This window comes from Zhongshania sp., from assembly GCF_041623545.1.
In the GTDB taxonomy this organism is placed as follows: Bacteria; Pseudomonadota; Gammaproteobacteria; order Pseudomonadales; family Spongiibacteraceae; genus Spongiibacter.
This window is the reverse complement of the sequence record NZ_JBFJWS010000001.1, coordinates 26,406-50,022: the sequence shown is the minus strand read 5'-3', so window position 1 is coordinate 50,022 and position 23,617 is coordinate 26,406. Positions and strand designations below refer to the sequence as shown.

General features: G+C 49.9%; 19 protein-coding genes and 1 tRNA gene. 14 read left to right on the top strand and 6 right to left on the bottom strand.

The annotated features are described in order from the left end of the window. Window positions 1–6: 6 nt before the first annotated feature. The gene (locus ABYT30_RS00210) at window positions 7–3,138 is read left to right on the top strand and encodes an efflux RND transporter permease subunit (RefSeq protein ID WP_373094833.1); all 3,132 of its coding nucleotides are present in this window, start codon (window positions 7–9) and stop codon (window positions 3,136–3,138) included. Window positions 3,139–3,351: 213 nt separating this feature from the next. Beyond that, a complete protein-coding gene (locus tag ABYT30_RS00205; RefSeq protein WP_373081569.1) occupies window positions 3,352–3,708 on the top strand; it encodes a YibL family ribosome-associated protein in 357 nt (118 codons plus the stop codon). A gap of 258 nt (window positions 3,709–3,966) precedes the next feature. On the opposite strand, the gene arsB is transcribed toward ABYT30_RS00205, so the two are convergent. Genes arsB through ABYT30_RS00190 form a run of 3 tightly spaced genes read right to left on the bottom strand, consistent with a single transcriptional unit; the run spans window position 3,967 to window position 5,857 of the window. After that, window positions 3,967–4,971 carry an ACR3 family arsenite efflux transporter gene (gene arsB, locus ABYT30_RS00200; protein WP_373081566.1) on the bottom strand — a complete coding sequence of 335 codons (1,005 nt, stop codon included), beginning with the start codon at window positions 4,969–4,971 and terminating at the stop codon, window positions 3,967–3,969. A 37-nt stretch (window positions 4,972–5,008) separates the two neighbouring features. Beyond that, on the bottom strand, window positions 5,009–5,491 hold the full coding sequence (locus tag ABYT30_RS00195; protein WP_373081563.1) for an arsenate reductase ArsC: 483 nt from the start codon (window positions 5,489–5,491) through the stop codon (window positions 5,009–5,011). A gap of 36 nt (window positions 5,492–5,527) precedes the next feature. Beyond that, the gene (locus tag ABYT30_RS00190; protein ID WP_373081574.1) at window positions 5,528–5,857 is read right to left on the bottom strand and encodes a metalloregulator ArsR/SmtB family transcription factor; all 330 of its coding nucleotides are present in this window, start codon (window positions 5,855–5,857) and stop codon (window positions 5,528–5,530) included. Between the two features lie 221 nt (window positions 5,858–6,078). Here ABYT30_RS00190 and ABYT30_RS00185 point away from each other — a divergent pair, with 221 nt between their 5' ends. The 3 genes from ABYT30_RS00185 (at window position 6,079) to ABYT30_RS00175 (ending at window position 9,070) form a co-directional block, all read left to right on the top strand. Further along, on the top strand, window positions 6,079–6,516 hold the full coding sequence (locus ABYT30_RS00185) for a hypothetical protein (protein ID WP_373081560.1): 438 nt from the start codon (window positions 6,079–6,081) through the stop codon (window positions 6,514–6,516). After that, complete coding sequence (locus tag ABYT30_RS00180) at window positions 6,500–8,842, top strand: CFI-box-CTERM domain-containing protein (RefSeq protein WP_373094830.1); 2,343 nt, start codon at window positions 6,500–6,502, stop codon at window positions 8,840–8,842. Before ABYT30_RS00185 ends, ABYT30_RS00180 begins: the two co-directional genes overlap by 17 nt. Window positions 8,843–8,983: 141 nt before the next feature. Further along, a tRNA-Leu gene (locus ABYT30_RS00175) sits at window positions 8,984–9,070 on the top strand. Between the two features lie 111 nt (window positions 9,071–9,181). On the opposite strand, the gene ABYT30_RS00170 is transcribed toward ABYT30_RS00175, so the two are convergent. Further along, window positions 9,182–10,717 (bottom strand): fatty acyl-CoA reductase, encoded by a 1,536-nt coding sequence (locus ABYT30_RS00170; RefSeq protein WP_373081555.1) that lies wholly within the window; start codon window positions 10,715–10,717, stop codon window positions 9,182–9,184. 407 nt (window positions 10,718–11,124) lie between these two features. On the opposite strand from ABYT30_RS00170, the gene ABYT30_RS00165 reads away from it, so the two are divergent. From ABYT30_RS00165 to ABYT30_RS00135, 7 genes are all read left to right on the top strand, one after another. After that, complete coding sequence (locus ABYT30_RS00165; protein ID WP_373081553.1) at window positions 11,125–11,790, top strand: outer membrane beta-barrel protein; 666 nt, start codon at window positions 11,125–11,127, stop codon at window positions 11,788–11,790. Between the two features lie 230 nt (window positions 11,791–12,020). Beyond that, window positions 12,021–12,527 carry a (2Fe-2S)-binding protein gene (locus tag ABYT30_RS00160; RefSeq protein ID WP_373081551.1) on the top strand — a complete coding sequence of 169 codons (507 nt, stop codon included), beginning with the start codon at window positions 12,021–12,023 and terminating at the stop codon, window positions 12,525–12,527. After that, on the top strand, window positions 12,527–14,689 hold the full coding sequence (locus tag ABYT30_RS00155; protein WP_373081548.1) for a molybdopterin cofactor-binding domain-containing protein: 2,163 nt from the start codon (window positions 12,527–12,529) through the stop codon (window positions 14,687–14,689). The genes ABYT30_RS00160 and ABYT30_RS00155 overlap by 1 nt, the downstream gene beginning before the upstream one ends. A gap of 60 nt (window positions 14,690–14,749) precedes the next feature. Beyond that, complete coding sequence (locus ABYT30_RS00150) at window positions 14,750–15,850, top strand: MBL fold metallo-hydrolase (RefSeq protein ID WP_373094827.1); 1,101 nt, start codon at window positions 14,750–14,752, stop codon at window positions 15,848–15,850. A 50-nt stretch (window positions 15,851–15,900) separates the two neighbouring features. Then, window positions 15,901–16,344 carry an HIT domain-containing protein gene (locus ABYT30_RS00145; RefSeq protein ID WP_373081544.1) on the top strand — a complete coding sequence of 148 codons (444 nt, stop codon included), beginning with the start codon at window positions 15,901–15,903 and terminating at the stop codon, window positions 16,342–16,344. A 144-nt stretch (window positions 16,345–16,488) separates the two neighbouring features. Then, a complete protein-coding gene (locus ABYT30_RS00140) occupies window positions 16,489–17,358 on the top strand; it encodes an amidohydrolase family protein (RefSeq protein WP_373081543.1) in 870 nt (289 codons plus the stop codon). Window positions 17,359–17,410: 52 nt separating this feature from the next. Beyond that, window positions 17,411–17,854, top strand: a complete 444-nt coding sequence (locus tag ABYT30_RS00135; RefSeq protein ID WP_373081540.1) for a nuclear transport factor 2 family protein — start codon at window positions 17,411–17,413, stop codon at window positions 17,852–17,854. 54 nt (window positions 17,855–17,908) lie between these two features. On the opposite strand, the gene ABYT30_RS00130 is transcribed toward ABYT30_RS00135, so the two are convergent. Beyond that, window positions 17,909–18,823, bottom strand: coding sequence for a haloalkane dehalogenase (locus ABYT30_RS00130; protein ID WP_373081537.1), 915 nt, complete (start codon window positions 18,821–18,823; stop codon window positions 17,909–17,911). Window positions 18,824–18,854: 31 nt separating this feature from the next. Continuing rightward, window positions 18,855–20,669, bottom strand: coding sequence for a cation:proton antiporter (locus ABYT30_RS00125; protein ID WP_373094824.1), 1,815 nt, complete (start codon window positions 20,667–20,669; stop codon window positions 18,855–18,857). A 161-nt stretch (window positions 20,670–20,830) separates the two neighbouring features. Here ABYT30_RS00125 and ABYT30_RS00120 point away from each other — a divergent pair, with 161 nt between their 5' ends. Further along, entirely contained in the window at window positions 20,831–22,468 is a 1,638-nt protein-coding gene (locus ABYT30_RS00120; protein WP_373081890.1) for a hypothetical protein, read from the top strand. A 119-nt stretch (window positions 22,469–22,587) separates the two neighbouring features. Next, window positions 22,588–23,526 (top strand): recombination-associated protein RdgC, encoded by a 939-nt coding sequence (gene rdgC / locus ABYT30_RS00115; protein WP_373081888.1) that lies wholly within the window; start codon window positions 22,588–22,590, stop codon window positions 23,524–23,526. Window positions 23,527–23,617: the final 91 nt, after the last annotated feature.

Sequence of the window (23,617 nt, the reverse complement as noted above, 5' to 3'; positions counted from 1 at the left end):
AATCGAATGAGCCAAAAACTGCTGAATAACCCGCGCCTAGTCGCTCTGGCGTTCGCGCTCATTGTGGTGGCGGGGCTCGCTGCGATCGCTAGTTTGCCGCGTATGGAAGACCCGCAGATGACCAATCGGCATGCACTGGTCATCACTGCCTTTCCTGGCGCCAGTGCTGAACGGGTAGAAACCCTGGTGTCTGAACCCTTAGAAGACGTCATTCGTCGAGTTCCTGAAGTTGTTCATGTCACATCACATTCCAGCTCGGGTGTTTCGATTGTGGTTGTGCAATTGAAGGACGAGATAAACGGTGACGAGAATGTTGTATTGTGGGCGGAAATACGCGACAAAATTGATCAGTCGCGACACCTGCTGCCAGCAGGCGCGTTAGCGCCGGTTGTCGATACTGAGCGGGGGCACGCTTTTACTTGGATCGGCGCGCTGGTTTGGCAGGGTGAAGGCCAAATTGATGAGTTGCGCCTTGGTCGTTACGCTGAGGAATTGGCGAGTCGGCTGCGAAGTCTGGCAGGAACCGATTTGGTGAAGCTTTACGGCGCGCCAGTAGAAGAAGTTCAGGTAAAAGTTGATGTCGTTAAAGCCGCTGCGGTAGGACTAGACGTACCACAAATTGCGGCCTTGCTTAATAATAGTGATGCTAAAACGGCAGCCGGTGAATTGAGTAATAGCACTCAACGTCTTTCCTTGGAGTTGGAGGGTGGTTTTGACGAGCTTGAGCGAATCCGCCGTACCCCGCTGCTAACTCTGCCGACAGGTGGTTCACTGCAGCTGCAGGATATCGCAAAAATATATCGTGGTGAGCCAGATTCGCCGTCTGAATATGCCATTATTGATGGCCAGCGCGGCGTAGCCGTTGGGTCGCGGATGCTTTCAGACCGCCGTGGCGATCGCTGGACTGAAAGACTGCAGCAGGAAGTCGCGGAGTTTAAGAAAACATTACCAGTAGAAATCGCGGTGCAGGAATTGTTTGTGCAAGAGCGCTATAACGATGTCCGGCTCAGCGAATTGGTTAACAATATTCTACTCGGCTTTATCTTTATTTTTATTATTTTACTCTACACTTTAGGCTTGCGGTCTGCGGTCATTGTTGCGGTGTCACTGCCATTGACGATGATGTTTTCCTTCGCATGTATGCGCTTCTTTGATTTGCCTATTCACCAGATGTCGGTGACTGGGCTAATTGTTGCGTTGGGGATTATGGTTGATAACGCTATTGTGGTTGTCGATACTGTAATGCGAAATCGTCGTCATGGTTATTCGCCAGTTGCCGCATCCGCGAAGGCTTTACGTCATCTTTGGATTCCATTGTTGGGATCAACATTAACGACTATTTTAACGTTTATGCCCATCGTGTTGATGGCTGGCCCCGCAGGTGAATTTATAGGTCCTTTAGCTTATGCGGTGATTTTTTCGCTAGCGGGTTCCTGGCTCATTTCGCTGCTGATAATTGCACCAATTGCCGGTCGCTGGCTGGACAAAAAACAGCGCAGTGGTACCAGTCACCCGAGATTGGATAGTTACTTTCGGTCCACGCTTGAGTGGGTTTTACTGAGACCGCGCCGAGTGATGTTATTAGCGTCTATTCTGCCGCTGTGTGGTTTCTTTTTGATCAATACTTTGCCTGAGCAGTTTTTCCCGCCATCAGACCGGGATATGATCAATTTTGAGCTATTTCTCCCCGCGGGCACCAGTATCCACAGTACCTTAGCGGCAACCGAGGAAATCAGCGCGCTTATCAATGCCCATCCAGAGGTAAAAGCCTTAAATTGGTTTGTAGGGCGAAACGGACCGTCGTTTTATTATAATTTAAAAGATAGTCGTGACGGCTCATCTAATTATGCGCAGGCGATGATTACCATGGTCGACTTTCAGGCGGCCAATCGCTTGGTCGGTGAATTGCAAGCGGAATTAGATGCGGCATTTCCTGACTATCAAATTGTGGTTCAGCGCCTAGCGCAGGGGCCGCCCTCTAACGCCCCTGTAGAACTGCGCTTGTACGGCAATGATTTGGCCCAGTTAAAAAGACTGGGTGATCAGCTTCGGCGAATAGCCTTAGAAACCGAAGACGTTATTCATACGCGAGATTCGTTAGCGGAAGTTGTGCCCAAGGTTTGGTTAGATATTGATGAAAGTGAGGCGCAGCGCAGTAAAGTTGGGTTAAAGGATTTGTCACGGTTACTTGCAGCAAGTGTCGACGGTATTGTTAGTAGTAGTTTGCTCGACCGCACTGAGCAAATTCCGATTAGGGTATCCGGTGCTGAAGTTAAGCAACTGAGCGTTGATATGTTGATGTCCTTCCCCTTAGCGCTGCCTACTGGGCCACGCCCTCTGTCGGCCTTGGCAGACGTTAGTTTACGCCCGGCGCAGGCTAAAATATCTCGGAGAGACGGTATGAGAATGAATACCGTTGAGGTGTATATCGGAAACGGTGTATTGCCTGCGGTGGTGCTTAATCGGATTAAAGCAAACTTGGCGAGTGAAGGCTTTGTGGTTCCCGACGGCTATAAACTGGAGGTTGGCGGCGAAGCTGAAGAGCGTAATAACACCGTAGGCAAGTTACTTGGGAGTGTCGGTATTATCCTAGTGCTACTGGTCGTCACGGTGGTGATGGCCTTTGATTCATTTCGGTTTACGGCTTTGGTCTTTATTGTGGCTATTCAGTCGGCGGGTATGGGGATGTTAAGCCTTTGGTTAGGGCAATTCCCATTCGGTTTTACGGCAATTATCGGCTTGATGGGCTTAATGGGGCTAGCGGTTAACGCGGCCATTGTTATTTTGACAGAGCTTAAAGCTTCCCCGTTAGCGATGTCAGGAAGTCGCGTTGAAATTGTTGAAACCGTCGCGGTTTGTACTAAACATATCAGCTCGACGACCATAACGACGGTCGTGGGCTTACTACCTCTCATTATAGCTGGGGGCGGATTCTGGCCGCCATTTGCGATTGTGCTAGCGGGTGGCACAGTGTTGACGACCATTTTGTCTCTGTTTTTTGTGCCTGCAGCGTTTCTCGTGCTGCGTAGACCCTATTTCTTGAAATATTTTCCTAAATCAAAAGCTGACAATGGGCAGCCTGAGGACTTACTTGCCGCGGAAACGCCTACGCGCCAGCAGGTCAAGGATTTAGTCTAGTGTTCAAATATCGGCGGTGACCCAATTGCCATCACCGCCGATATTGCTTGAATTGATGGTCCTCATCAGCGCTTTATAAGGTAATTTTCGCGAACTGGCTTAGTTGATTCAATTCTGGTCGAGACTTCTTGTTATACTGCGGCCCATTACGCCAGCCTGCACTAGGCTCGGGGCCGGGGTTTGCTGTTGCACGCCCAGACTGAGGTTTATGCCATGAATTTGAATCAAGATATCCAACTACTGAATAACAAAATTGACCTGTATCGCCGCAAATTAGAAGCGGCGAAGCTGCGCGACGATCAAAAATCGGTACTGCAGTTTAAGAAGGAGCTCGGTGCGCTTAATCGCAAAGTTGCCAGTATCAAAGGCATGCGCGGTGCACAAAATGCTGGCAAAGCCGAAGACCTAAAAGCTTTGGGTTTTAGTCGTGCACTGACTAAAAAAGAACAGGCCGATATGGGGCAATTCAAAAAGACTGTGCGGGGCTTGGTAGTGGTACATCCACTGACTGCACTTGGTAAAGAAATGGGGATTAGTGAAGTGACAGGCTACGCACCTGCTAAATTCTAGCAATGCGCTCGCGCTGGAATGGACGGACATCGGGCGTCGGATTTAGTGGGCCATTGCCTTTGTATTGTTCAATACTAGATGGGAGACCTTAGGCGCAAAGATCAAAAACACGTTTCAGTTGCACAAGGCCGATAATGCCGAAGCCCGTGCTAAATCTAGTTCTTACATTTTAACGCAAGCATCTAATGAAATTTTCGTTAGCACGCTTGCGTATGCCATCTCCCGTCAGGCATTGAGGGGGGGTTCCCCTAGCCAGCTTCACGCAAACCGATGCTGATTGCGATTCGCAAAATACACCAGTGATAACATCACCGGCACTTCGACCAATACGCCAACAACGGTCGCGAGGGCCGCTCCTGAGTTTAAGCCAAACAGAGAAATAGCCACCGCGACGGCGAGTTCAAAAAAGTTGGAGGTGGCGATCATGCACGCCGGGGCCGCAATGTTAAACGGTAGGCGCAGACGTTGCGCGACGAAAAAACTCAGGGCGAAAATACCGTAGGTTTGGATCAATAACGGAATGGCAATAAGGACAATAATATGGGGTTTGGTCAGAATAACCTCAGCCTGGAAGCCAAAGAGCAGCACGATTGTCGTTAGCAAGCCACAGATAGACCAAGGTTTTAGTGTTTTCCCCAGTTTAAGCACGCCCTGGGAACCGATAATTTTACGGGTGAGGTAGCCTGCGGCGAGGGGGATGAGCACGTACAGAAAAACCGATAGCAATAGGGTTTCCCACGGCACAGTGATCGCGTTTACGCCAAGTAGCAGCGCGCAAATAGGTGCGAAGGCAAAAACCATAATGATGTCGTTCACAGAGACCTGAACAAGTGTGTAGTTCGGGTCGCCATTACATAATTGGCTCCACACAAATACCATGGCGGTGCAGGGCGCAACCCCGAGTAAAATCATTCCAGCAATGTATTCGCTAGCAGATTGTGGGTCGACCCAGCGTGCAAACACGATGTCAAAAAATAGCCAAGCGATGATCGCCATGGTAAACGGCTTAATCAGCCAGTTTACGACCAACGTGAGTGCTATCCCCTTAGGCTTTTTGCCCACATCCTTCATTGCAGCAAAATCGATGTGGATCATCATGGGATAAATCATGATCCAAATTAGCGCCGCGACCACGAGATTGACATGGGCTATTTCTAAACTGGCGACGAGGCTAAATAGTGCGGGGAAACCCGTACCTAAGGCAACGCCGACCACAATGCTCAAGGCCACCCACAGACTTAAATAACGTTCAAACAATCCCATGTTTTGCTCCGGAAAAGGGTTTAATAGGGCGAGGCACTTATAGTGCGCCGAGCTTGCGCAATGCGTCGGCACGCTCATGGATTGGCATAGCACCAAGATTTAAACTGATTAATGCCTCTGTACGCTGCTGAATTTCGGCGATGCAGGCGCGAAAGGCCGCTTCTATTTCGCTATCGCTGCCGTTGAGCTTAGATGGGTCGGCTAAGCCCCAGTGAACCTTTTGTGCTTTTCCAAGCCACAGTGGACATGCTTCACCAGCAGCGCTGTCGCAAACTGTGATGACTAAATCGGGGGCAAAATCGCGGTGTTCATCCCAGGACTGGCTACGTAGACCATTGGTTGAAATGCCAATTTCTTCTAAATGGCGAAGACTTAGTGGGTGGACGATGCCACTTGGCTGGCTGCCGGCACTGCGGGCGTCTAAAACCCCGTTGCCGATAGTATTGCTAATCGCTTCGCACAAAATACTCCGGCACCGGTTGTGGGTACAGACATATAGAATTTTAAATGGCGTGGTCATTTGTAGTCTCAATGTGTTGGGTCAACTTGGCGCTTTCTAGCAACAGCGCTCAGTAAGGTGCTTGTTTAATAGCGCTGTTTCTACATCGATGAATTCGGCGTTGCTGTCTAACGCTGTGCTGATAATGATGGCTTGCCAAGAAGGGAGATCGGCACTTAGGCGGTAATAAATCCATTTCCCGCGTCGCTCGTCACTGACAAGTCCATATTTTTTGAGCTCAGCTAGGTGTCGTGAGACTTTTGGCTGGCTTGTCTCAAGTGCAAGGGTAATATCACAGACGCAAAGCTCAGGGTGGCTTTTAAGAAGCAATAATATTTTGAGTCGCGTGTCTTCTGCGAGACATTTGAAAAATTGAGTTGGTGGCATGTGGGCATCGGTGCTGAAATTCATATTCGAATTTTCATATATGAAGTGCCGCCGTGTCAAGCAAGCATTCTGAATACAAAACATGTGAGAATCCCTTACTTATAAAGCATCGCATCGGCGTTAAACTATGCCGGTTAAACAAGCATTAATCTCATCAGTTCTAGATAGGAGGACAGATTCTGACGCTCAAAAGGTATTTTATCGCAGCAGTTGATCTGTGCTTGGTCGTAGTCGCTTTGGGCGGACTGCTATTTGCCTGTACTAACCAAGAGGCGGATCGTCAGCGCCAAAGCCGTGATGCCGCCATAATTCAAAATGTTGTTTTGCAGGCGCCTTTAGATACATTAGTAAATCTAGATGAGTCGCTTTGGCGTATAACGGCCGAAGGCTTAGCCGTAGATGTTGATCCGGAGCGGGGTTTGTTGGTCGATATTCGCTATTGGTCTAAGAATGTCGATTTGATGGTCGCCAATATTAAAAATGCAGGCTATACCTTAGACTATATGGATCCGGTCAGTCAGCGCTTAAGGCTCTGGGTGAAGACTCGTTTGGAATTACAGCAGTTAGTGGCGATCGATGGTATTAGTGCAGTGTCAGCGAGCGCGGGCACTGCCAAGCGTGAATTATCTCTGAAGGCATTTGATGAGCGTAAAAACTAGCTGGGCAATTATATTGGTTTGTGGCATTAGTCTCTTTGCTGGGGCGAGTGTTGCCGATGAAAATTTAAAACAACGCCTCACTCAAACGCAGCCCGCTGTTGCTAAAATGGACAGCCATTTGCGACGTGTCGTCGGCGTTGATCCCCAAACCCCTCAAACTGCTGGGCAAGACCTGCGTTTCCTGCGCGGGGACAACAGCTCGCCAGCACAAGACGTCATTGTTGAGCTGAATCTCTATAGCGCCGACGGTTTGCCGGAGTTTTTAGCTGAACATGACATTCAGTTATTGTTCTTAAGTGACAATGGTAAGTACGCGTCGGTGAAAGCCCGGTCCACCAGCGCGCTGCTTGCGCTAGCGGAACACAGTAACATCCGTTCACTGAATTTGCGTACCCCATCGATACTGCGCGTTGGCTCAGTGACCAGTCGCGCTGGTCGAGCGATGCGCTCCAATATTTTAAGTAATAAGCTCAAAGTAAACGGCAGTGGGCAAACCATTGGTATTATCTCAGACAGTTTCGCTCAAACCAGTGCAATGCGGGATGCTAATACCTCCCCAGCGCTGAACACAGCGGGTAATTTGCAGGGTAGTCGCTCCCAAGTCAGTGGCGACCTTCCTGCATCAATTGGCATACTTCGCGATGATGTCGATGGCGGTACTGATGAAGGTGCTGCTATGGCTGAGTTAGCTTTCGACGTTGCGCCGGGCGTCAATTTTTTGTTCCACACAGCGGGTATTAGCCGGTTTGAGCTGGCGGCGGCAATTGATCGATTATGCAGCCCGGGGCAGGCGGATATCGTTGTCGACGATATCCTGTTTATCAGTGAAAGCGTTTACCAAGACGATTTACCGGCAATGGCGGCAAGTCGCTGCGTAGCGGCCGGTATTCCCTATTTGACCGCGGCGGGCAATGACGGTGATCAGGCCTACCGCTATATCTATAAAGATGCCAATACTGCTATAGATGAACCCGGTATTAAAGACATCCCAACTGGCAATGACCTGCACAACTGGAGTGCAAATGGCACTGATCGATTTTTGACGGTGAGCCTTGCAGCTAACTCAACAGTTTATGTGGTCTTGAACTGGAATCAGCCCAATGCTTCAGTAAATACTGACAACGGTGCACAGATTGATCTTGATCTATACGCCACGCGCGCGCCGAATGTGCAGGCCTTCAATCGAGGCAGCCCAGATTTTGTTGATGCCAGCACGAATGAGCAGGGCACAACCGGAAATCCAAAAGGCGATGCTTTTGAATATGTCACCTTAAAGAGCGGTGCAAATGCCGAGGTGTTTTATATCGCGGTAGAGCATTTTGCCGGTAACCAAGACGCTATCCCCCAACAGCTTAGCGTGCCGTTGGAGTTTAGGATGCTGCTCACTGGAGGCAGGCCCAGCGCCGTCGAATACCCCTATAACGGCGTTGCTGTTTGGGGGCACTCAATGGCGGCCAATGTTGCTTCGGTCGCCGCAGTCCCCTGGTGGGAGTCGCCAGAGTTTCGGCCTGAGGGGTACGACACCATTGGCGTTGACCCTGAACCGTTTACCTCGCGTGGTGGTATTAATCGTTTACAGTTTGATAGTAATGGCAATTACCGAGTTGAAAATCGCAATGTTCCAACATTTGCGGCGATCGACGGCAATAATAATACCTTTTTAGGCTCTAGCTCAGCCACGGTTGCCCCAGAAGATGGCGAGCCAGATCGCTTCCCGAATTTTTTTGGGACCTCTGCAGCTGCGCCTAATGCCGCTGCGGTTTTTGCGCTCTACAAAGAGGCTTATGCAGCGGCTACGCCAGCGCAATTAATTGCGGCAGTGACCGACACCGCGATTGACGTAAATGGGCGTCGTGCAGCCAATGGCTATGATGATGTGAGTGGCGAGGGCTTAATCAATGCAGAGGCCGCAGCAATTGCACTCGCAACGGCCCTTGGTCAGGCGCCTCCAGTAAACCCTACGCCTACACCTACACCTGCGCCAAGGAGTGGCGGTGGCGGGGGAGCATGCTTTATTGCAACTGCCGCTTATGGCAGCTACCTCGCGCCGGATGTGAAAGTGCTGCGGGATTTTCGCGACACGGTCTTATTGCCCTACAGTTGGGGGCGCAGCTTGGTAGCAAGCTATTATCAATATTCACCGCCGATTGCCGATGCCATTGCAGACTCAACAGCACTGCGCTTAGTCACTCGGGTGGGCCTCAGCCCCTTGGTTTACGGGCTTAAATACCCGTTGTGGTCGATCACTGGCTTAATCGCTGCTTTGTTGCTGTCTTTTCGCTATCGCGCCCGCTTGCAGGCGCGCAAGGCAGAAATTGCCAATTAGGGAGTAATTAATGCGCCTAAGCCGTTGATTTTTTTGAATCATATCAGTAGACTGCGAACGCTTTTAAAGCACTAGCGCTACCCAAAAGCTGTTTGTCCTAAGCTTTTGTATCATTACCGGCATCGAAGCCGGAACCCCTTAGCCCGGGTGGTGAAATCGGTAGACACAGGAGACTTAAAATCTCCCGACAGCAATGTCGTGCCGGTTCAAGTCCGGCCCCGGGCACCAAAAATCTGTTTCACTCTTGTCTGTAAGTCCTAAATACTCGTCCGACCCGCAATCGTCCAGCACTCGTCATCGGCTAAATGATTTTAGTCATTGTTTTGGTTTGCGCCTTTTTCAGGCCGCTTGCTTTTGGCTTGTTGCCAGAATTGTTCTACTTGCAACTTTATCGCTTTTGCCTTTCAAAGCGTAACGGTTGAGGCCGGCCATATGGACTTTACGTAAGTAGTGTTCCCAGTCAATTGCGCGGGCGTCAACGGGGAAAAGGGCTTGGTCTACAGGTCCCATGCGCTTCGCAAGGTCGATGAGTTTGTCATTATGAAAGACGTACTCTGGCTCGGTGTAGAACGAGAATATCGTCGACAACGTGATCGCAGCGTCTAGATTACGGCGCGCCTTTAGGCTGCGTTTCCAGCCTAGTTTGCCAAGGGTTTGGCTGGCGATAAGCAATATTATGCTCATGCTGTAGGTGATGGCATTAAACAGGCGTTTGTTTACCGCAATAAATGGCTTGCGAGGTTGGCGCAGGAAAAGTTTGTCGTAGGTCGCATGATTTTCTTTGGCTTCAGCCATAAGGTGGTCGATAAAATTGCCAAGTGTTAGGGGGTTTGCCGCGCCACTGCAGCACTGGTAAACGTGGTGGTTGCCGGGGGTTTTAAACTGCTCTGCCAATGACAATAAGATACTATTGGCCACGAGGTCTGCGGGAATTACGTCGATCACGCCACTGCGTTTCCCTGGGAAAAAAGTCACTTTTTCTTTGGCGTAGGCAAGTAAAATGGCGTCGGCCACTTTTACTCCCTCAATCCAACCTGGCGCAGGTTCGTTTAGCGTGCTTTCAATAATCGATGGCCTTAGCAGAGTAAGCGAATAACCGCGCAGGGATTTTAACAGTAGTTGTTCGCCTAGCCATTTTGTAAAGGTATAAGTGTCGTTCCAGCCCAGTGCATTGGCTTCGCGAATACCGAGATCGATTAGTTTGCTTTTGAGTTCTCTACCCTGATATTGACTGCGGATATCGGCGATTTTTAATTCTAGTTCCTCGATTAAACTGCCGACTTCAAAATAGCCTGCCTTGTGTTGTGGGAGCTCGCCGCGCGTCGGGGCTACCGTAGTCTCATGAATATGTCCTTTGTTAAAGCCATTTACATAGCAGGTTGAAACTTGAATCACAGGTATATTGCCAGCGATATCGGACAATTCGACAATATTTCGAAGGCTGTGGGTGTTTATGGCGAAGGCGCGGTCTAGCTCCTCGCGGAAATTGACACTTGCCGCACAGTTCACAATCGCATCGATTTTACCGGCAAGTTCGCGAAATTCTTGCCGAGGTAGGCCGAATTGCGGTTCGCTGATTTCGCCGCTAATACAGTGTATGCGCCTGTCGCAAAAATCATTAAAGTAGTCTGCGGAATTTAATTTTAAAGATTCAAAAACGGAGGAGGTGGCTATTTCCTTTGCAAATCGACTGCCCGCATTGGCGTACTTTTTATTACCGCGTATGACTAAATAGACACCGCCGATATCGGGGATGCTACGCATTATTTTCTCTAGCATGACTTTGCCAACAAAACCGGTAGTACCAGTAATTAAAACGTGTTTCCCCCTGAGAAGTGGCAAGGTTTGCGAGACTTTATTGCTAGATACGTCCATGAAAGCGTCCTCATTAATGCTGGTGTGTTGACCTGTTGCGTATGATGCTTGTTCATAAAGCATATTACGGGCAAAAGTTGACTCTGATGTGACAGTTAAATTGCGGCCGCTAAACAGCGGTATTAGCGAGTTGGATGCATCAAGCAAGCCAAGTTGGGCTAGTCATGTGATTCGCCAAATATCTGCGTTGGGTATTGGCTAGTAGGTTCTTGATGGGAAAGGGTGTCTTTTTTGCTGCACCAGGCTTAAGCGTGTGATGCTAGTTTGGTGCAAATTTGGCTTAGGATAGATTGCTGCGGCGAGCTTTAAACTTGAGTCTTTCCTTGCAAATTATACCGGCGCCTTGTTAAGCCGGGATTAAGTTAGCAGTGAGCATACTGCGCCCATACTTAATCTGGAGCACCGCCATGAAGATACTTCCTATAATGACTCTCGCTACCGTTGTCACGTTGCCTAGTTTGGTATTAGCTGAGCATGGCAGTAGCAATCGCTATCGCAGTCAACCAAGTATGTATGTGTTCGGTGGGCTCAGTGCGACGGAGTATGACTTTGAGGCTTCCGACTTTCGCTACAGTTTTGGCGATGGTTCGCTGTCGGATGTGAAAATAGACAATGAAACGAATGGGCTGCGCTTCGGTGTTGGTTTCGGCTTTAGTCCTGAATTGGCACTAGAAATGGGCTTTGTTGATTTGGGTAAATTAACAGCAAGCGGTGTGTCTGATGGCTCACAAGTATTGAATAATGGTTATAGCGCTGGGCGCGTGGATATGGACGCCGAGGTGGATGGGGTATTTCTCGGTGTGAGGGTCCATACCCCGGTGCGCGAGCCGATGGGAGCTTATGCTCGCTTCGGTGTCTATTCTTGGGAGTTTGCCGGTACTTTAGAGGATAGTAGTCGCAGCGGTAAATTCTCGGTGGAAGGCACTGACCCCTATATTGGTATAGGATTGCGGTTTGCCGTGGCCCATAACGCGGACATACAGATCGGTTATGATCATTACGTGCTTGACGATGATGAGTCGGTGAATATGTCGGCCAATACCTTGTCGGCAGATTTGGTTTTACGATTTTAAAGTGATCAGGCAGTGCGAAAGCGGCGGCAATTCATATGATTGCCGCCGCTTTTTTATTTCCAAATTACGCCTGATGAGGCCATGCCTTTATATTGGCAAGTTTCGGTGTTCGCTGGGTATCGGCACTGCAATTGGCGGCGGCTGAATCGCATTCTGGCTATTTTGTAACAGGACATTGATTTCCCAGATCGGTATAGTGTGGCCCATTCCAATATGTTCTCGGAGACAACATGGCAGATCTAGCGTTTACTTTAAATGGGCAGCAGCAGACCTTAAGTGTCGATGACGGTACGCCGCTGCTGTGGGTCTTGCGCGACCACCTTGCTATGACGGGCACCAAATTTGGCTGTGGCATGGGCTTGTGTGGCGCCTGTACTGTGCATTTAGACGGTAACCCCATCCGGAGCTGCAGCTACCCGGCTGAATTTGTAAACGGCCGTGCTATTACCACGATCGAAGGTTTGGCTGCTTCAGAGAAGAATTTGCACCCAGTGCAACAGGCTTGGCTGGAGATGAATGTCCCCCAATGCGGCTACTGTCAGTCGGGGCAAATCATGTCTGCGGTGGCGCTGCTTGCCAACAACAGCGCGCCCAGCGATGCTGAGATAGATGCAGCTATGTCAGGAAATATCTGTCGCTGTGGCACTTACCCCCGTATTCGAAAAGCAATTCACCGTGCGTCAGAGCTTGTTGTTCAGCACTACCAGCCGAGCAATAGCGTTAAGGAGACTGTGTAATGGGCCTATCTCGACGCGGATTTATTAAGAGTAGCGCTATTTTAGGTGGGGGCTTGGCGATTGGCTTTAACCTCAGTGGCTGTGAAAAGGCAAAGTACCCTCATTTTGCAGCTGCTGATTTACAACCCAATGCTTATTTGCAAGTTAGTCCCAGTGGCGAAATGATTTTGCAATTGCATAAGTGTGAAATGGGGCAGGGCGTATATACCGGTATGGCGACCATGGCCGCTGAAGAACTGAATATGGACCCCAGTTTAATTACGGTGCAGCAAGCTGAGTTCCACCCTGATTTTCGCGATCCGGAATTTTACGTGATGATCACCGGCGGCAGCTCCTCAATTAAACTGAGTTATAGCATTGTGCGCGAGGCCGCCGCCACAGTTGCCGCAATGTTAAAAACCGCTGCGGCTCAGCATTTATCCTTACCTGAGTCAGCGTTAAATCTGAAAGATGGGAAACTCGTCTACGCTGGCGGTGAAGTGTCTTTTGCCACACTATTGCCTATTGCTCGCGCCTTGCCTACGCCTGCGGAGGTGACACTGAAGTCGCCACAGGATTTCCAATACATCGGCCGCTACAATCGGCGCCTAGACGCCTTAGCTAAAGTGACTGGTAAGTCCGAATACGGTATTGATGTTCAATACCCAGAAGCGTTAACCGCAGTACTACTGCGTTGCCCGCACTTTGGCGGCAAGATGAAAAGCTTTGACGCAGCTAAGGCGTTGACAAAGTCTGGCGTTAAAGCGGTATTCGAAGTCGATGGTGCCGTGGCGGTGTTGGCTAATAGTTATTGGCAGGCACGTCAAGCAGCTGGTGTAGTGCAGGTGGTGTGGGACAAAGGTCCGCTAGCTGGCGTAAGTAGTCAGGCGCTGCGGGAAGAGCGCCATCGCTTGCTCACGAGTGAAGACGGTAAAAAAGTCGAAGAGAAAGGCGATGTCAGCGCTGCAACAGGGGAGTTGTTTGAGGCTATTTATGACGTGCCTTACCTTGCGCACGCGACGATGGAGCCCATGAATGCCTTGGCTGTCGCTAGTAAGGACGGTATTGAGATCTGGACCGGCAATCAATCGCCGGATATCGCTATGTCAGAAATTGCGGATGCCACAGGGTTTAAGCGCGAGCAAGTTCGAATTCATAACCAAATGCTTGGCGGTGGTTTTGGTCGTCGAATCATGCCAGATTATTTGGTCGAGGCCGCGCGCGTTGCCCAGATAAGTGGCAAGCCAGTCAGAGTGGTTTGGAGTCGTGAGGACGATATGCGGGGCGATTTTTATCGGCCTAATTCGACTGTGGCAATGCGTGCGATGATTGATCAATCTGCGGTGACCAGTCTGCAGGCCAAGGTCGTTGCGCCCAGTATAATGGGTAGCTTTGTGCAGTTTATTAGCAATACTTTGTTGCCCCAGTGGCTGCCCAATGGTTTGCATTCAAAACTCGCTGGCTTGGCCAGCGGCGAAGACCCTGCTGCATCGGAAGGCCTAGCGCATTCTGATTATGGGTTTCCCTACATGCGTACTGATTTCGTTGAGCAGAAAACCACAATCCCACTTGGATACTGGCGCTCAGTAGGCCATTCGCAGAACGCCTTTTTTATGGAGAGTTTTATCGACGAGCTTGCGCACCGAACTGCGCAAGATCCAGTTGCGTTTCGCTTAGCGCATTTAGCAAAAGACTCTCGGCGGCGTAAGGTTTTAGAAATGGCTGCTGCTAGAGCGAATTGGGGTAATCCGCCTGCCGGACAATTCCAGGGCGTCGCGGTGCACGAGTCGTTCTCAACCGTGGTTGCGCAGATCATCAATATCTCGATTGTGGATGGCAAGATAAAGGTTCACAAAGTCGTGTGCGCAGTGGAATGCGGTATGGCAATTAACCCTGATATTGTCACTATGCAAATGGAAAGTGGTATTGTGTTTGGCTTAACGGCTGCGTTGAAGGGCGAGATTACCATCGATGATGGTGCGGTTCAGCAGAGCAATTTTCACGACTACGAGATGCTGCGCATGAATGAGTCGCCGGAAATTGAAATATATCGTGTAGACAGCGCGAACGCGCCAACGGGCGTTGGTGAGCCAGGCGTACCGCCGTTGGCGCCGGCCTTGGCTAACGCCGTGTTTGCTGCAACAGGGCAGCGCTTGCGGCAATTGCCCCTGCGATTAGGGTAAGTTGTACGAGGTGATGTCGATCAATTCATTGCCTTGTTTGCCGTATTAATTGGATAAATTATGAGTAGTGATTCGAAAGCCGGAATTTCATATCCTTTCCCAGACGTGCCTGAAAAGGGACGGTGGCAAGAAGTTGCCAAGGGAGTCTACTGGCTGCAAATGGCGCTGCCGATGGCGTTGGACCATATCAATCTCTACGTGCTTGAAGATGATGCCGGTTGGTGGATTATTGATACTGGGATAAATCTCGGCGATACCCGTGAGCGTTGGGAGCTGCTGCTCGCTGGACCAATGGTGGGCAAGCCCGTGGTCGGCGTAATTTGCACACATATGCATCCAGACCATATAGGTCAAGCAGGGTGGTTGTGTGAACGGCTGCGCGTGCCCTTGTATATGAGTTTTCGCGAGTATTTTGCGGCGCGTACCTTCACTAGCATGGAGAATGGGCGCGTAAGCTGGACGACTGAGGAGTATTACTCACGGGCTGGCGTAGACAAAGCCTATCAGCAAGAGATGGCGTCGCGCTTTAAGGGTTTTGGTTCCGTAGTAGAGCCTTTACCTAATGCGTACCGGCGATTGGAAGAAGGGCAGGTGTTACGAATTGGCGGTCGCGACTGGCTGATAATGACCGGTGCTGGTCATTCGCCTGAGCATGTTTCGCTTTATTGCGCAGAAGACAAATTGATGATGTCGGGGGATCAGATTATTCCGCGCATCACCTCTAATGTTAGCGTCATGCCCTCGGAGCCGGAGGCGAATCCACTGGCGGATTGGTTTAGTGCATTGCGTCGTTTTCGCAGAGACCTTGCCGGTGACACCTTGGTCATGCCCGCGCACAATGCGCCTTTTTACGGCGTTCACGCTCGATTAGATTATTTGATTGCTCATCACGAAGGGCATTTGGAGGCCATCGAAAAGGCCTGTGTAGAACCGAAAATTGCCCTGGATTTATTTAGTATTATGTTTGCCCGGGAAGTGGGTATGGATCAGCTTAGTTTAGCGCTGGGAGAAGCGGTCGCTCACCTTCATTATTTGTGTGCCGAGGGGAGAATGCAGCGCGAGCTCGGTAGTGACGGTGTTTACCGATATCGCAGTATTGATCCGCAAAACTGCCCTTATCACGGCGTATATGAACCTGATAGCGGTCCAATGGAAGTTTAGTTCAGGGGCTGTGCCTAGACAATTCACCGAGCGAAAAGGGTAGGACAACCATGCAACAAGGCTTGTTTGGCGATGAGTCAGTGGCACAGAACTGTGTTTTTTGTAAAATTATCGCAGGTAAGGCGCCTGCTCATATCCTGCATAAAGACGATAAAGTTCTAAGTTTTTTGGATATTTCGCCGGTTAGCGCCGGCCATAGTTTGATTATCCCCATCAATCATCACGACAACATATTCTCTCTTAGTAGTGACGAAATGACTGCCGTTGCGCTGCATGCTAAGCGCCTTGCACCGATTCTAAAGCGAGTTGCTAGAGCCGAAGGTTTGGCGATTCATCAGCTCAATGGCCGCGCCGCTGGGCAGACCGTTTTTCACTATCACATGCATTTAATTCCCTGCCAACACAGCACGCCAAAACAAATTCACGGCCGGCGTCCCGCGACGCAGAGTGCTTTGGCGGAAATCGCAGCCGACATTCGCCAAGCCCTATCATAAGCTCGCCAAACGCCTTTCTCAGCTGACCGTTTTTGCTATGCCGATGACGTCTTATGTTATTGAGGGCAGCGGGTATATCGTGAAGAATGTGAAGTCTGAATTGGTGTACCCGGCCATCATGCAACCATTAACAGGAGCCGAACCATGGCAATGCCCAACGACATTAAAGTAATAGACCTGATGCTCAGTGTACCGGGCGAGGACAATACCCAGTGGTATGAGTTTATGAAGCCGCTGCTGATGGATGAAGAAAGTCGTACGATGTTTAAGATGCCGGCTCAGTATATGTTTAAAGATATACCGGAGAGCGGAAAGAAAGAAGATTATATTGCGTATACCATTGAGCAAATGGATAAACACAATATTGAGCGAGCGATGCTCGGTATTGACGATCACAATGAAATCGCTAAGGAAGCGCTGCGTCGTCACCCGGATCGCTTTTTTTGCTCGCTAGAAGTTAATCCTAACAATGGTATGGACGAAGTCAGAAAAATGGTGCGTTTGCACAAGGAGTTCGGAGTAAAGGCCATTACTGGTTTTGCTTCTGGCTTGTGCCCACAGGTACCTTATGATGATAAAAAATGGTATCCGATTTACGCCAAATGCGTTGAGTTGGATATCCCGTTCTGCCCCTGTGTTGGTGTTCCTGGGCCGCGTTTGCCAATGGCGCCGCAAAAGGTCGAGCTGTTGGATGAAGTATGCTGGTTCTTCCCGGAGCTAAAAGTCGTTATGCGCCACGGCGCTGAGCCTTGGGAAAAACTGGCATGGAAGCTCATGCTCAAATACCCAAATTTGTATTACATGACCAGCGCTTTTGCACCGAAGCACTACCCAGAAGAAATTGTAAAATTTGCTAATAGTCGCGGCGCAGACAAAATCATGTACGCTGGCTATTTTCCCATGGGATTATCGTTGGATCGTATCTTTAAAGACATGCCTAGTGTGCCTTTTAAAGATGAGGTGTGGCCTAAGTTCTTGCGTGAAAATGCGCGTCGGGTTTTTAAACTCGATTAAGTAGGGCGGGGCAAGCGCAATCGCATTAAAACAATAAAAAAGGAGCGGCGAGATGCCCCTATCTTTGCAAGAAATGTCAGATCGTTTTGAAATTCAAGATATGCTGTATCGCTATGCGGATATTATCGACCGTAAAGCGCCAGCGGAATTGACTGAGATTTTTACTCCCGACGCCCATATTGATTACAGTGCCTTTGGCGGAACTGTCGGCGACTTACCGAGCACTATAGCGTTTTTGAATGAGGCGATGCCCGCCTTCAGTGCCACTCAGCACCTCAACGCCAATATACAGATCACGGTAAGCGGCGATACCGCCAGCGGCCGAGTGATGTGCTTTAATCCGATGGCAATGCCCGTGGGTGAAGAGACTAAGGTATTTATGTTGGGACTTTGGTACGTTGATAGCTACCGGCGCACTGACGGTGGGTGGCGGATAAGTCAGCGCAAGGAGGAAAAAAGTTGGGTATTTAATGTGCCGGATTTTATGGCACTTTAAGACGCTAGATACAAAAAGCGAGACGCCGAGGAAGTCAATTCTCCCTCGGCGTTTTTATTTGTGCAGCGTTGCGCCAATAAAATTCAGAATGACCTGGACTAATTGTTCGCTTTGATCTTCTTGTAAGAAATGCCCACCACCTTGAATTGTGGTGTGAGCTTGGCCGTTGCAGCCGGGAATCATTTTCTGAAAAGCCGCATCGCCCCCTTTAGTGATAGGGTCTTTATCACTAAAGGCCGTTAAAAAGGGTTTCTGCATTTTGCTTAACACTGCCCAGGCCTGTTGATTGGGAATAGCTGCGGGATCCTCAGGTGAAACAGGTACCAACATGGGGAATTGGCGTGCGCCCGCTTTGTAGCTTTCATCAGGAAACGGCGCGTCGTAGGCCGCAATGGTGTCGGCTGAAACCGCGTTGACACAAGCGCCAGCAATGATTTTACCCGTCGCAAAAATGGGGATGTTTTGGGATAGCTGCTGCCATTGAATAAAGGCATCTCCAGGGTGACGATCGCCAGTTGGTAGCATGGTATTGGCGGCGACGGTGCGGCGGAAGCGGTCTTGTTCCTCCGCTAAGAGACGCAGGCCAAGCAAGCCGCCCCAATCTTGGCAGAACAAGGTAATGTCCTGAAGGTCGAGCTGAACCAACAGCGCTCGTAGCCAATCGACATGGCGCTGGTAGGTGTAGTCGCTGCGCTCGCTCGGTTTGTCTGAGCGGCCAAAACCAATTAAATCCGGGGCTATTACGCGAAATCCCGCTGTAGCCAGTGGCGGTATCATCTTACGGTATAAATAACTCCAAGTTGGCTCACCGTGGAGTAATAAGATGATTGGGGCGTGCTTTGGTCCCTCATCCACATAGTGCAGTCGTAAGCTACCGCCTTCAGTATCGTCAACGTTGATGTAATTTGGCGTAAAGGGGTAGTCCACCAAATTAGTGAAATGGCTGTCGGGGGTGCGAAGTGGGGTCATTGTTGGCTCCGAGTGCTTTTATATTTAGGCATTAGCCCGGCAGTAGCGATGGCTTTTCGGCTGGTTCATCTGTCGACTCAGGCGGCACAAAACTAATCACCGTGTCGCCAGCTTGAAGTTTGCGGGCTTTTTGACTCAGCCATTCCAGCTTGCCACTTTCTGGAATAATGGCCAGCCGCACCGCATTTTCAGGTAGTTTGCCGAGAAAGTCGTTCTCGGTATAAGTATCGGTGATGATGGTCTTGCGTATTGCCCAGCCACGAATCATTCGTGTCCATAACTCGGCATAGGAGATATTGGCCGAGAAAGCAGTAATACCACGGCGGGTCTCTGATACGACTCGGCTGTGACGCTCCATGCCGCTATCATAAGGCTGGAACACTCGATGACGCCCTAGGTGTGGTGCGAAGTGGTTACAGACCATGGAGTTGTAATGGTTGTTGCCGGTTGCTGCAAGGACAGTATAAATATTATCTAGGGCCATGGCTTCTTCGGCCAAATCAGAGAGTACCTCACCAAACCACGTATCAATACCCTGCTGGCGAGCAGATTGCAGGCGTCCCCATTCGGTATCCGCAATGACCACATCTTGATTAATCTTTTTCAGGGCACTGGCAAGTTCTACTGTCCATGGCGAGGCACCAACAATCAAAATTCGGCCTTTACCTGCCGACCCGAGCTTGAGTAGTTTTGTAAGGGGGCCAAGGGAGAAGCCGTGGGCGATGATGGTGGTAAAAATAAGCATAAACACGGCGGGTACTAGGTATTCCGCGTCGCTGAATCCGGCGTCGATAAGCGCTGGTGCGAAGGCACCGGCAGACGCGGCCGCTACAACACCACGGGGTGCTATCCAGCCCATTAATACGCGATCCTGCCAGCTGCAATCGGTGCGAATGGTCGCAAGAAATACCGCGAGCGGGCGTACCACAAAAACAAAACCCGCAACCATGGCGATCAGCTGCCAGTGAATAGACCTAATCGAATCCATGGTGAGTGAGGCGGTGAGCACCACGAACAAGAAAGAGACGAGAATAATGGTGATATATTCTTTGAAACGGCGCATCTCATCTAAGCTACGCAGCCGCATATTACCCATAACCACCCCCATTAAGGTGGTGGCGAGTAGGCCGGACTCGTGTTGAGCGAGATCGGATAAGGCGTAAACTGCGAGCACGGCGGCGATGATCGAGGGTGCTTTTAGGTACTCAGGAATCCAGCCTTGCCGAAAAGCGTGGCCCAAGCCATAGGCAACACCGCCACCGAGCACGGCTGATACCGCGAGGGCTAAGCCAAGGCTCGCAAGAATAGATTGCAGCGCGGGGCCTTCACCTGAGTACAGCAGGTACTGATAGACCAACACTGCTAATAAGACGCCAATGGGGTCATTGATGATACCTTCCCACTTTAAGTAAGACGCTGTGCGGCGGTTGAGCTTGGCATGCTTTAATAAAGGCATAATAACGGTAGGGCCGGTGACGACCAGAATCGCGCCGAGTAGGGCGGACACAGCCCAGCTTAAACCACCGACCCAGTGCGCCATGGCAATGCCGAGCGCCCAGGCTAATATGACGCCAATAGAGGTTAAGCGCCGTGTTACTTGCGCTGTTTCACGTAATTCGTGGAACTGAAGGTTAAGTCCGCCCTCGAAGAGAATGATTGCGACAAATAATGAGGTAACGGCAGTGAGGCCTGTGCCAAAATCAACGGCGGGTTGAATCCAGCCGCTAATTGGGCCGAGTACCAAACCACAGGCAGCTAATAGCACAATCGCGGGCAGGCGGAACCGCCATGCCAGCCACTGGCAAATAATTCCGGCAACTAAAATACTGACTAAAGCGATGGTCATTGTTAAGCGAATTCCTTTGTTATATTGCGGTGCTGAAGATGTCACGGTCTGGGCTGTAAAGTAAAGCTGGGAACTGGGTCAAATCAAATTAAACTGTGTGAGTTATGATGGCTTAGCGCTAAAACCATGTATCTGCGCGCTTTTGGGTTATGGGGGAGTCAATGATTAAGCAACTCAGCAGCATCCTTTGGGGATGTTTGCTTGTGTTTGGATTAAGCGCCTGCGCACAGCATGCGGAGCAGCGTCGTTTTAGTGAAGAAGGTCAGCCGTCGCCGCTGTTTACTGGCGAATATCGGCGGGGGGTGTTTCAGCGGGGTGAAGTAAGCTTTGAAGATGCCGCGAATTCGATATTTGTAGGTACGTTTGATGAAGCGGGGTTTCCCCTGCGAGGAGAGCTTCGTCAGACCTATGAAGATAGTCGCGGCGCTTTGCTACAACTGATATTGAAGGGCGATTTTATCGCAGATGCTGCTACAGCCAGTCTTGGTTTTAGTGGTGGATTCGTCATCGTGGATGCCGACGGGCGTGCCTTGGCGAGCGCAAAGGATAGTCGTTGGCAGGGGCAATATGACGCTATTCATCCATTTCAAGCGCCGGCCCTGATGGCAATGGCCGGAGAAAATCGTTACACGCAATATCGCCGTGATATTAGCCCAGCGGGCATGCCGAATGCTTTCGTAAAGATCCATCGTCGCTTATCGGGCCCGTTTTTTGTTGGGCTGAGGTATGAGGCTGGAGTCCCGCGTGGGATCGTAAAGATTACGACGGCAGTCCGAGAGGGGAAGGCCTATGTGGTCGAGCGCCAATACTTTAATTACCAAATTAAAGCAGCGCCGGTTCATTATTTTTACTATGAGCCTGGGAGTTTTACTGAGGTCGATATCTTGGGTAGCTGCCAAAGTATGCCCAATTTAACGGTGCCTCAGCAGCTATTGAGTGTCTATGCCTACGATTGCGATAAAGCGGCGTTTTACGCCCTTAGCGAGGATTTTCCCGCCTCAGTATTAGAAATCGCGGCAAGAGATTTGGATAATAGCGGTACGTTTAACCGTTTTACACTCTACCATCACGGTGAAGTTAGCAAGATCAGTATTAGTGTTGATGCCTTGTATGATGGTCAGTGGTTGCGCCATGGCGAGATTCAGCAAATGCATTATGGTGAGCTTAGGTCGTACGCTAAATACCAGTTTGGTGCGCCAATAGGTATCGGTATTAGTGTTGACGATAGCGGTGCGAAATATATTCGCTTTAGCCACCCTCAAGGTGCGCCGGAAGCGCTTCCTAGCGCAGAATTATATGATCGAATTAATGGCCGCTATGAGTGGCAGCTGTCGCGCTTAAACGCTCATTTCTCGTCGTTGTTAAGCAGCAAGATTCTTTCTGGGGAAGCTCTCGCGGGTCTTAAAGAGAAACTATTGGCCGATGTTACGGAAAACAAGGCTATTGCCCAAGATGGTCAAGTGGCTGGCCTGAGTGAGCTGTGGCAGAGCTGGCAACGCCAGAGTAAAGCGCGGGTCGTCACGTGGCGGCCAAATGGAGTCGATGGTCAAGAAAATACGCCAGCGGTCATGCATTTACGACTTAAGGCGGATCTCGATAAGTGGTTGGCGCAAAGCCAAAAGTTGCTTATTAGCGAGGCGACTCGGCGATGTGAGCTAAGTGGCCGGAGTTTTAGTAGTGACGATTGGCAATGTCAAAGTCGCCCAGATGTTCGCTTAGCGGCGGTGTGCGTAAACTTCTTAGGGAAGTCGGCGTGCGACAAGATGGCTAACGAGTTTACGGCAGCGGCATCGCAGTAGGTTTACCGCTGGCGTTATAAAAATACCAGTTAATTCGTTTTGTTGGGTTTCCCCTCGGCCATAAAGCACTACAATGGCCGAGAATATTTTCTTTTATCGTTACACAGGCAACGCGATACATGTGGTTTAAAAATCTTCTTATCTACCGTTTTACCAAGCCGTTTACCCTTACAGCGGACGAAGTTGATCAAAAATTAGGCGAAATGGCTTTCACACCTTGTAATAGTCAGGATCCGTCCAGTTATGGCTGGACTGCGCCACTCGGAAGTCAAGGTAGCCAATATGTGCACAGCGCCAACGGCTATATTATGGTTTGCGCCAAAAAGCAGGAAAAAATCTTACCGGCTGCGGTCGTGAATGAAGTGTTGGCCGATAAGCTCGAAGAGATAAAGTTGGAAGAAGACCGCAGACCCGGTCGTAAAGAGCGCACTGACTTAAAAGAAGAGATTATATTTTCATTGCTGCCCCGGGCATTTACTCGCTCTAATCGAGTGTTTGCCTATATCGCACCGGCAGAAGGCTTATTGATTGTCGACGCTGGCTCACATAATAAAGCCGAGGAGTTAATGGTTCTTTTACGTGAGTCGCTGGGTAGCTTACCGGTCATTCCGATTAAAGCCAAAAATGTTGCCCAGCACGCAATGACAGAGTGGCTGACTAACGGCAGCGCCCCTAAGGGCTTTGAATTAGGCGGCGAATGTGAATTGCGCGACAAGGCCGACGACAGTGCAGTGATTCGCTGTAAAAATCAAAATCTTTGCTCGACTGAAATTAATAATCATATTCAGGCCGGCATGTTCGTCAATAAACTAGCGCTGCATTGGGTGGGGGATATCGACTTTATCATTGATGATCAACTCACCATCAAACGTTTAAGTTTTGGTGATCTCGTGCAAGAAAAAATTGGCGAAACCAACGCCGATAGCGCCGCTGAGCAATTTGATGTTGATTTCACCATTATGACTGGGGAATTTGCCAAATTCATTCCCGCGGTACTAGAAGCCTTTGGCGGCGAAGATACGACTGAGCAGGATCCTGTTATTTCCAGCGCGGCTTAAGTTCAATTCATACGTCCTTGTGGCGTAAAGCGTGATCCAAAAAGCCCCCATTAGCATTTGCTAATGGGGGCTTTGTTATAAAAGTGTAAGA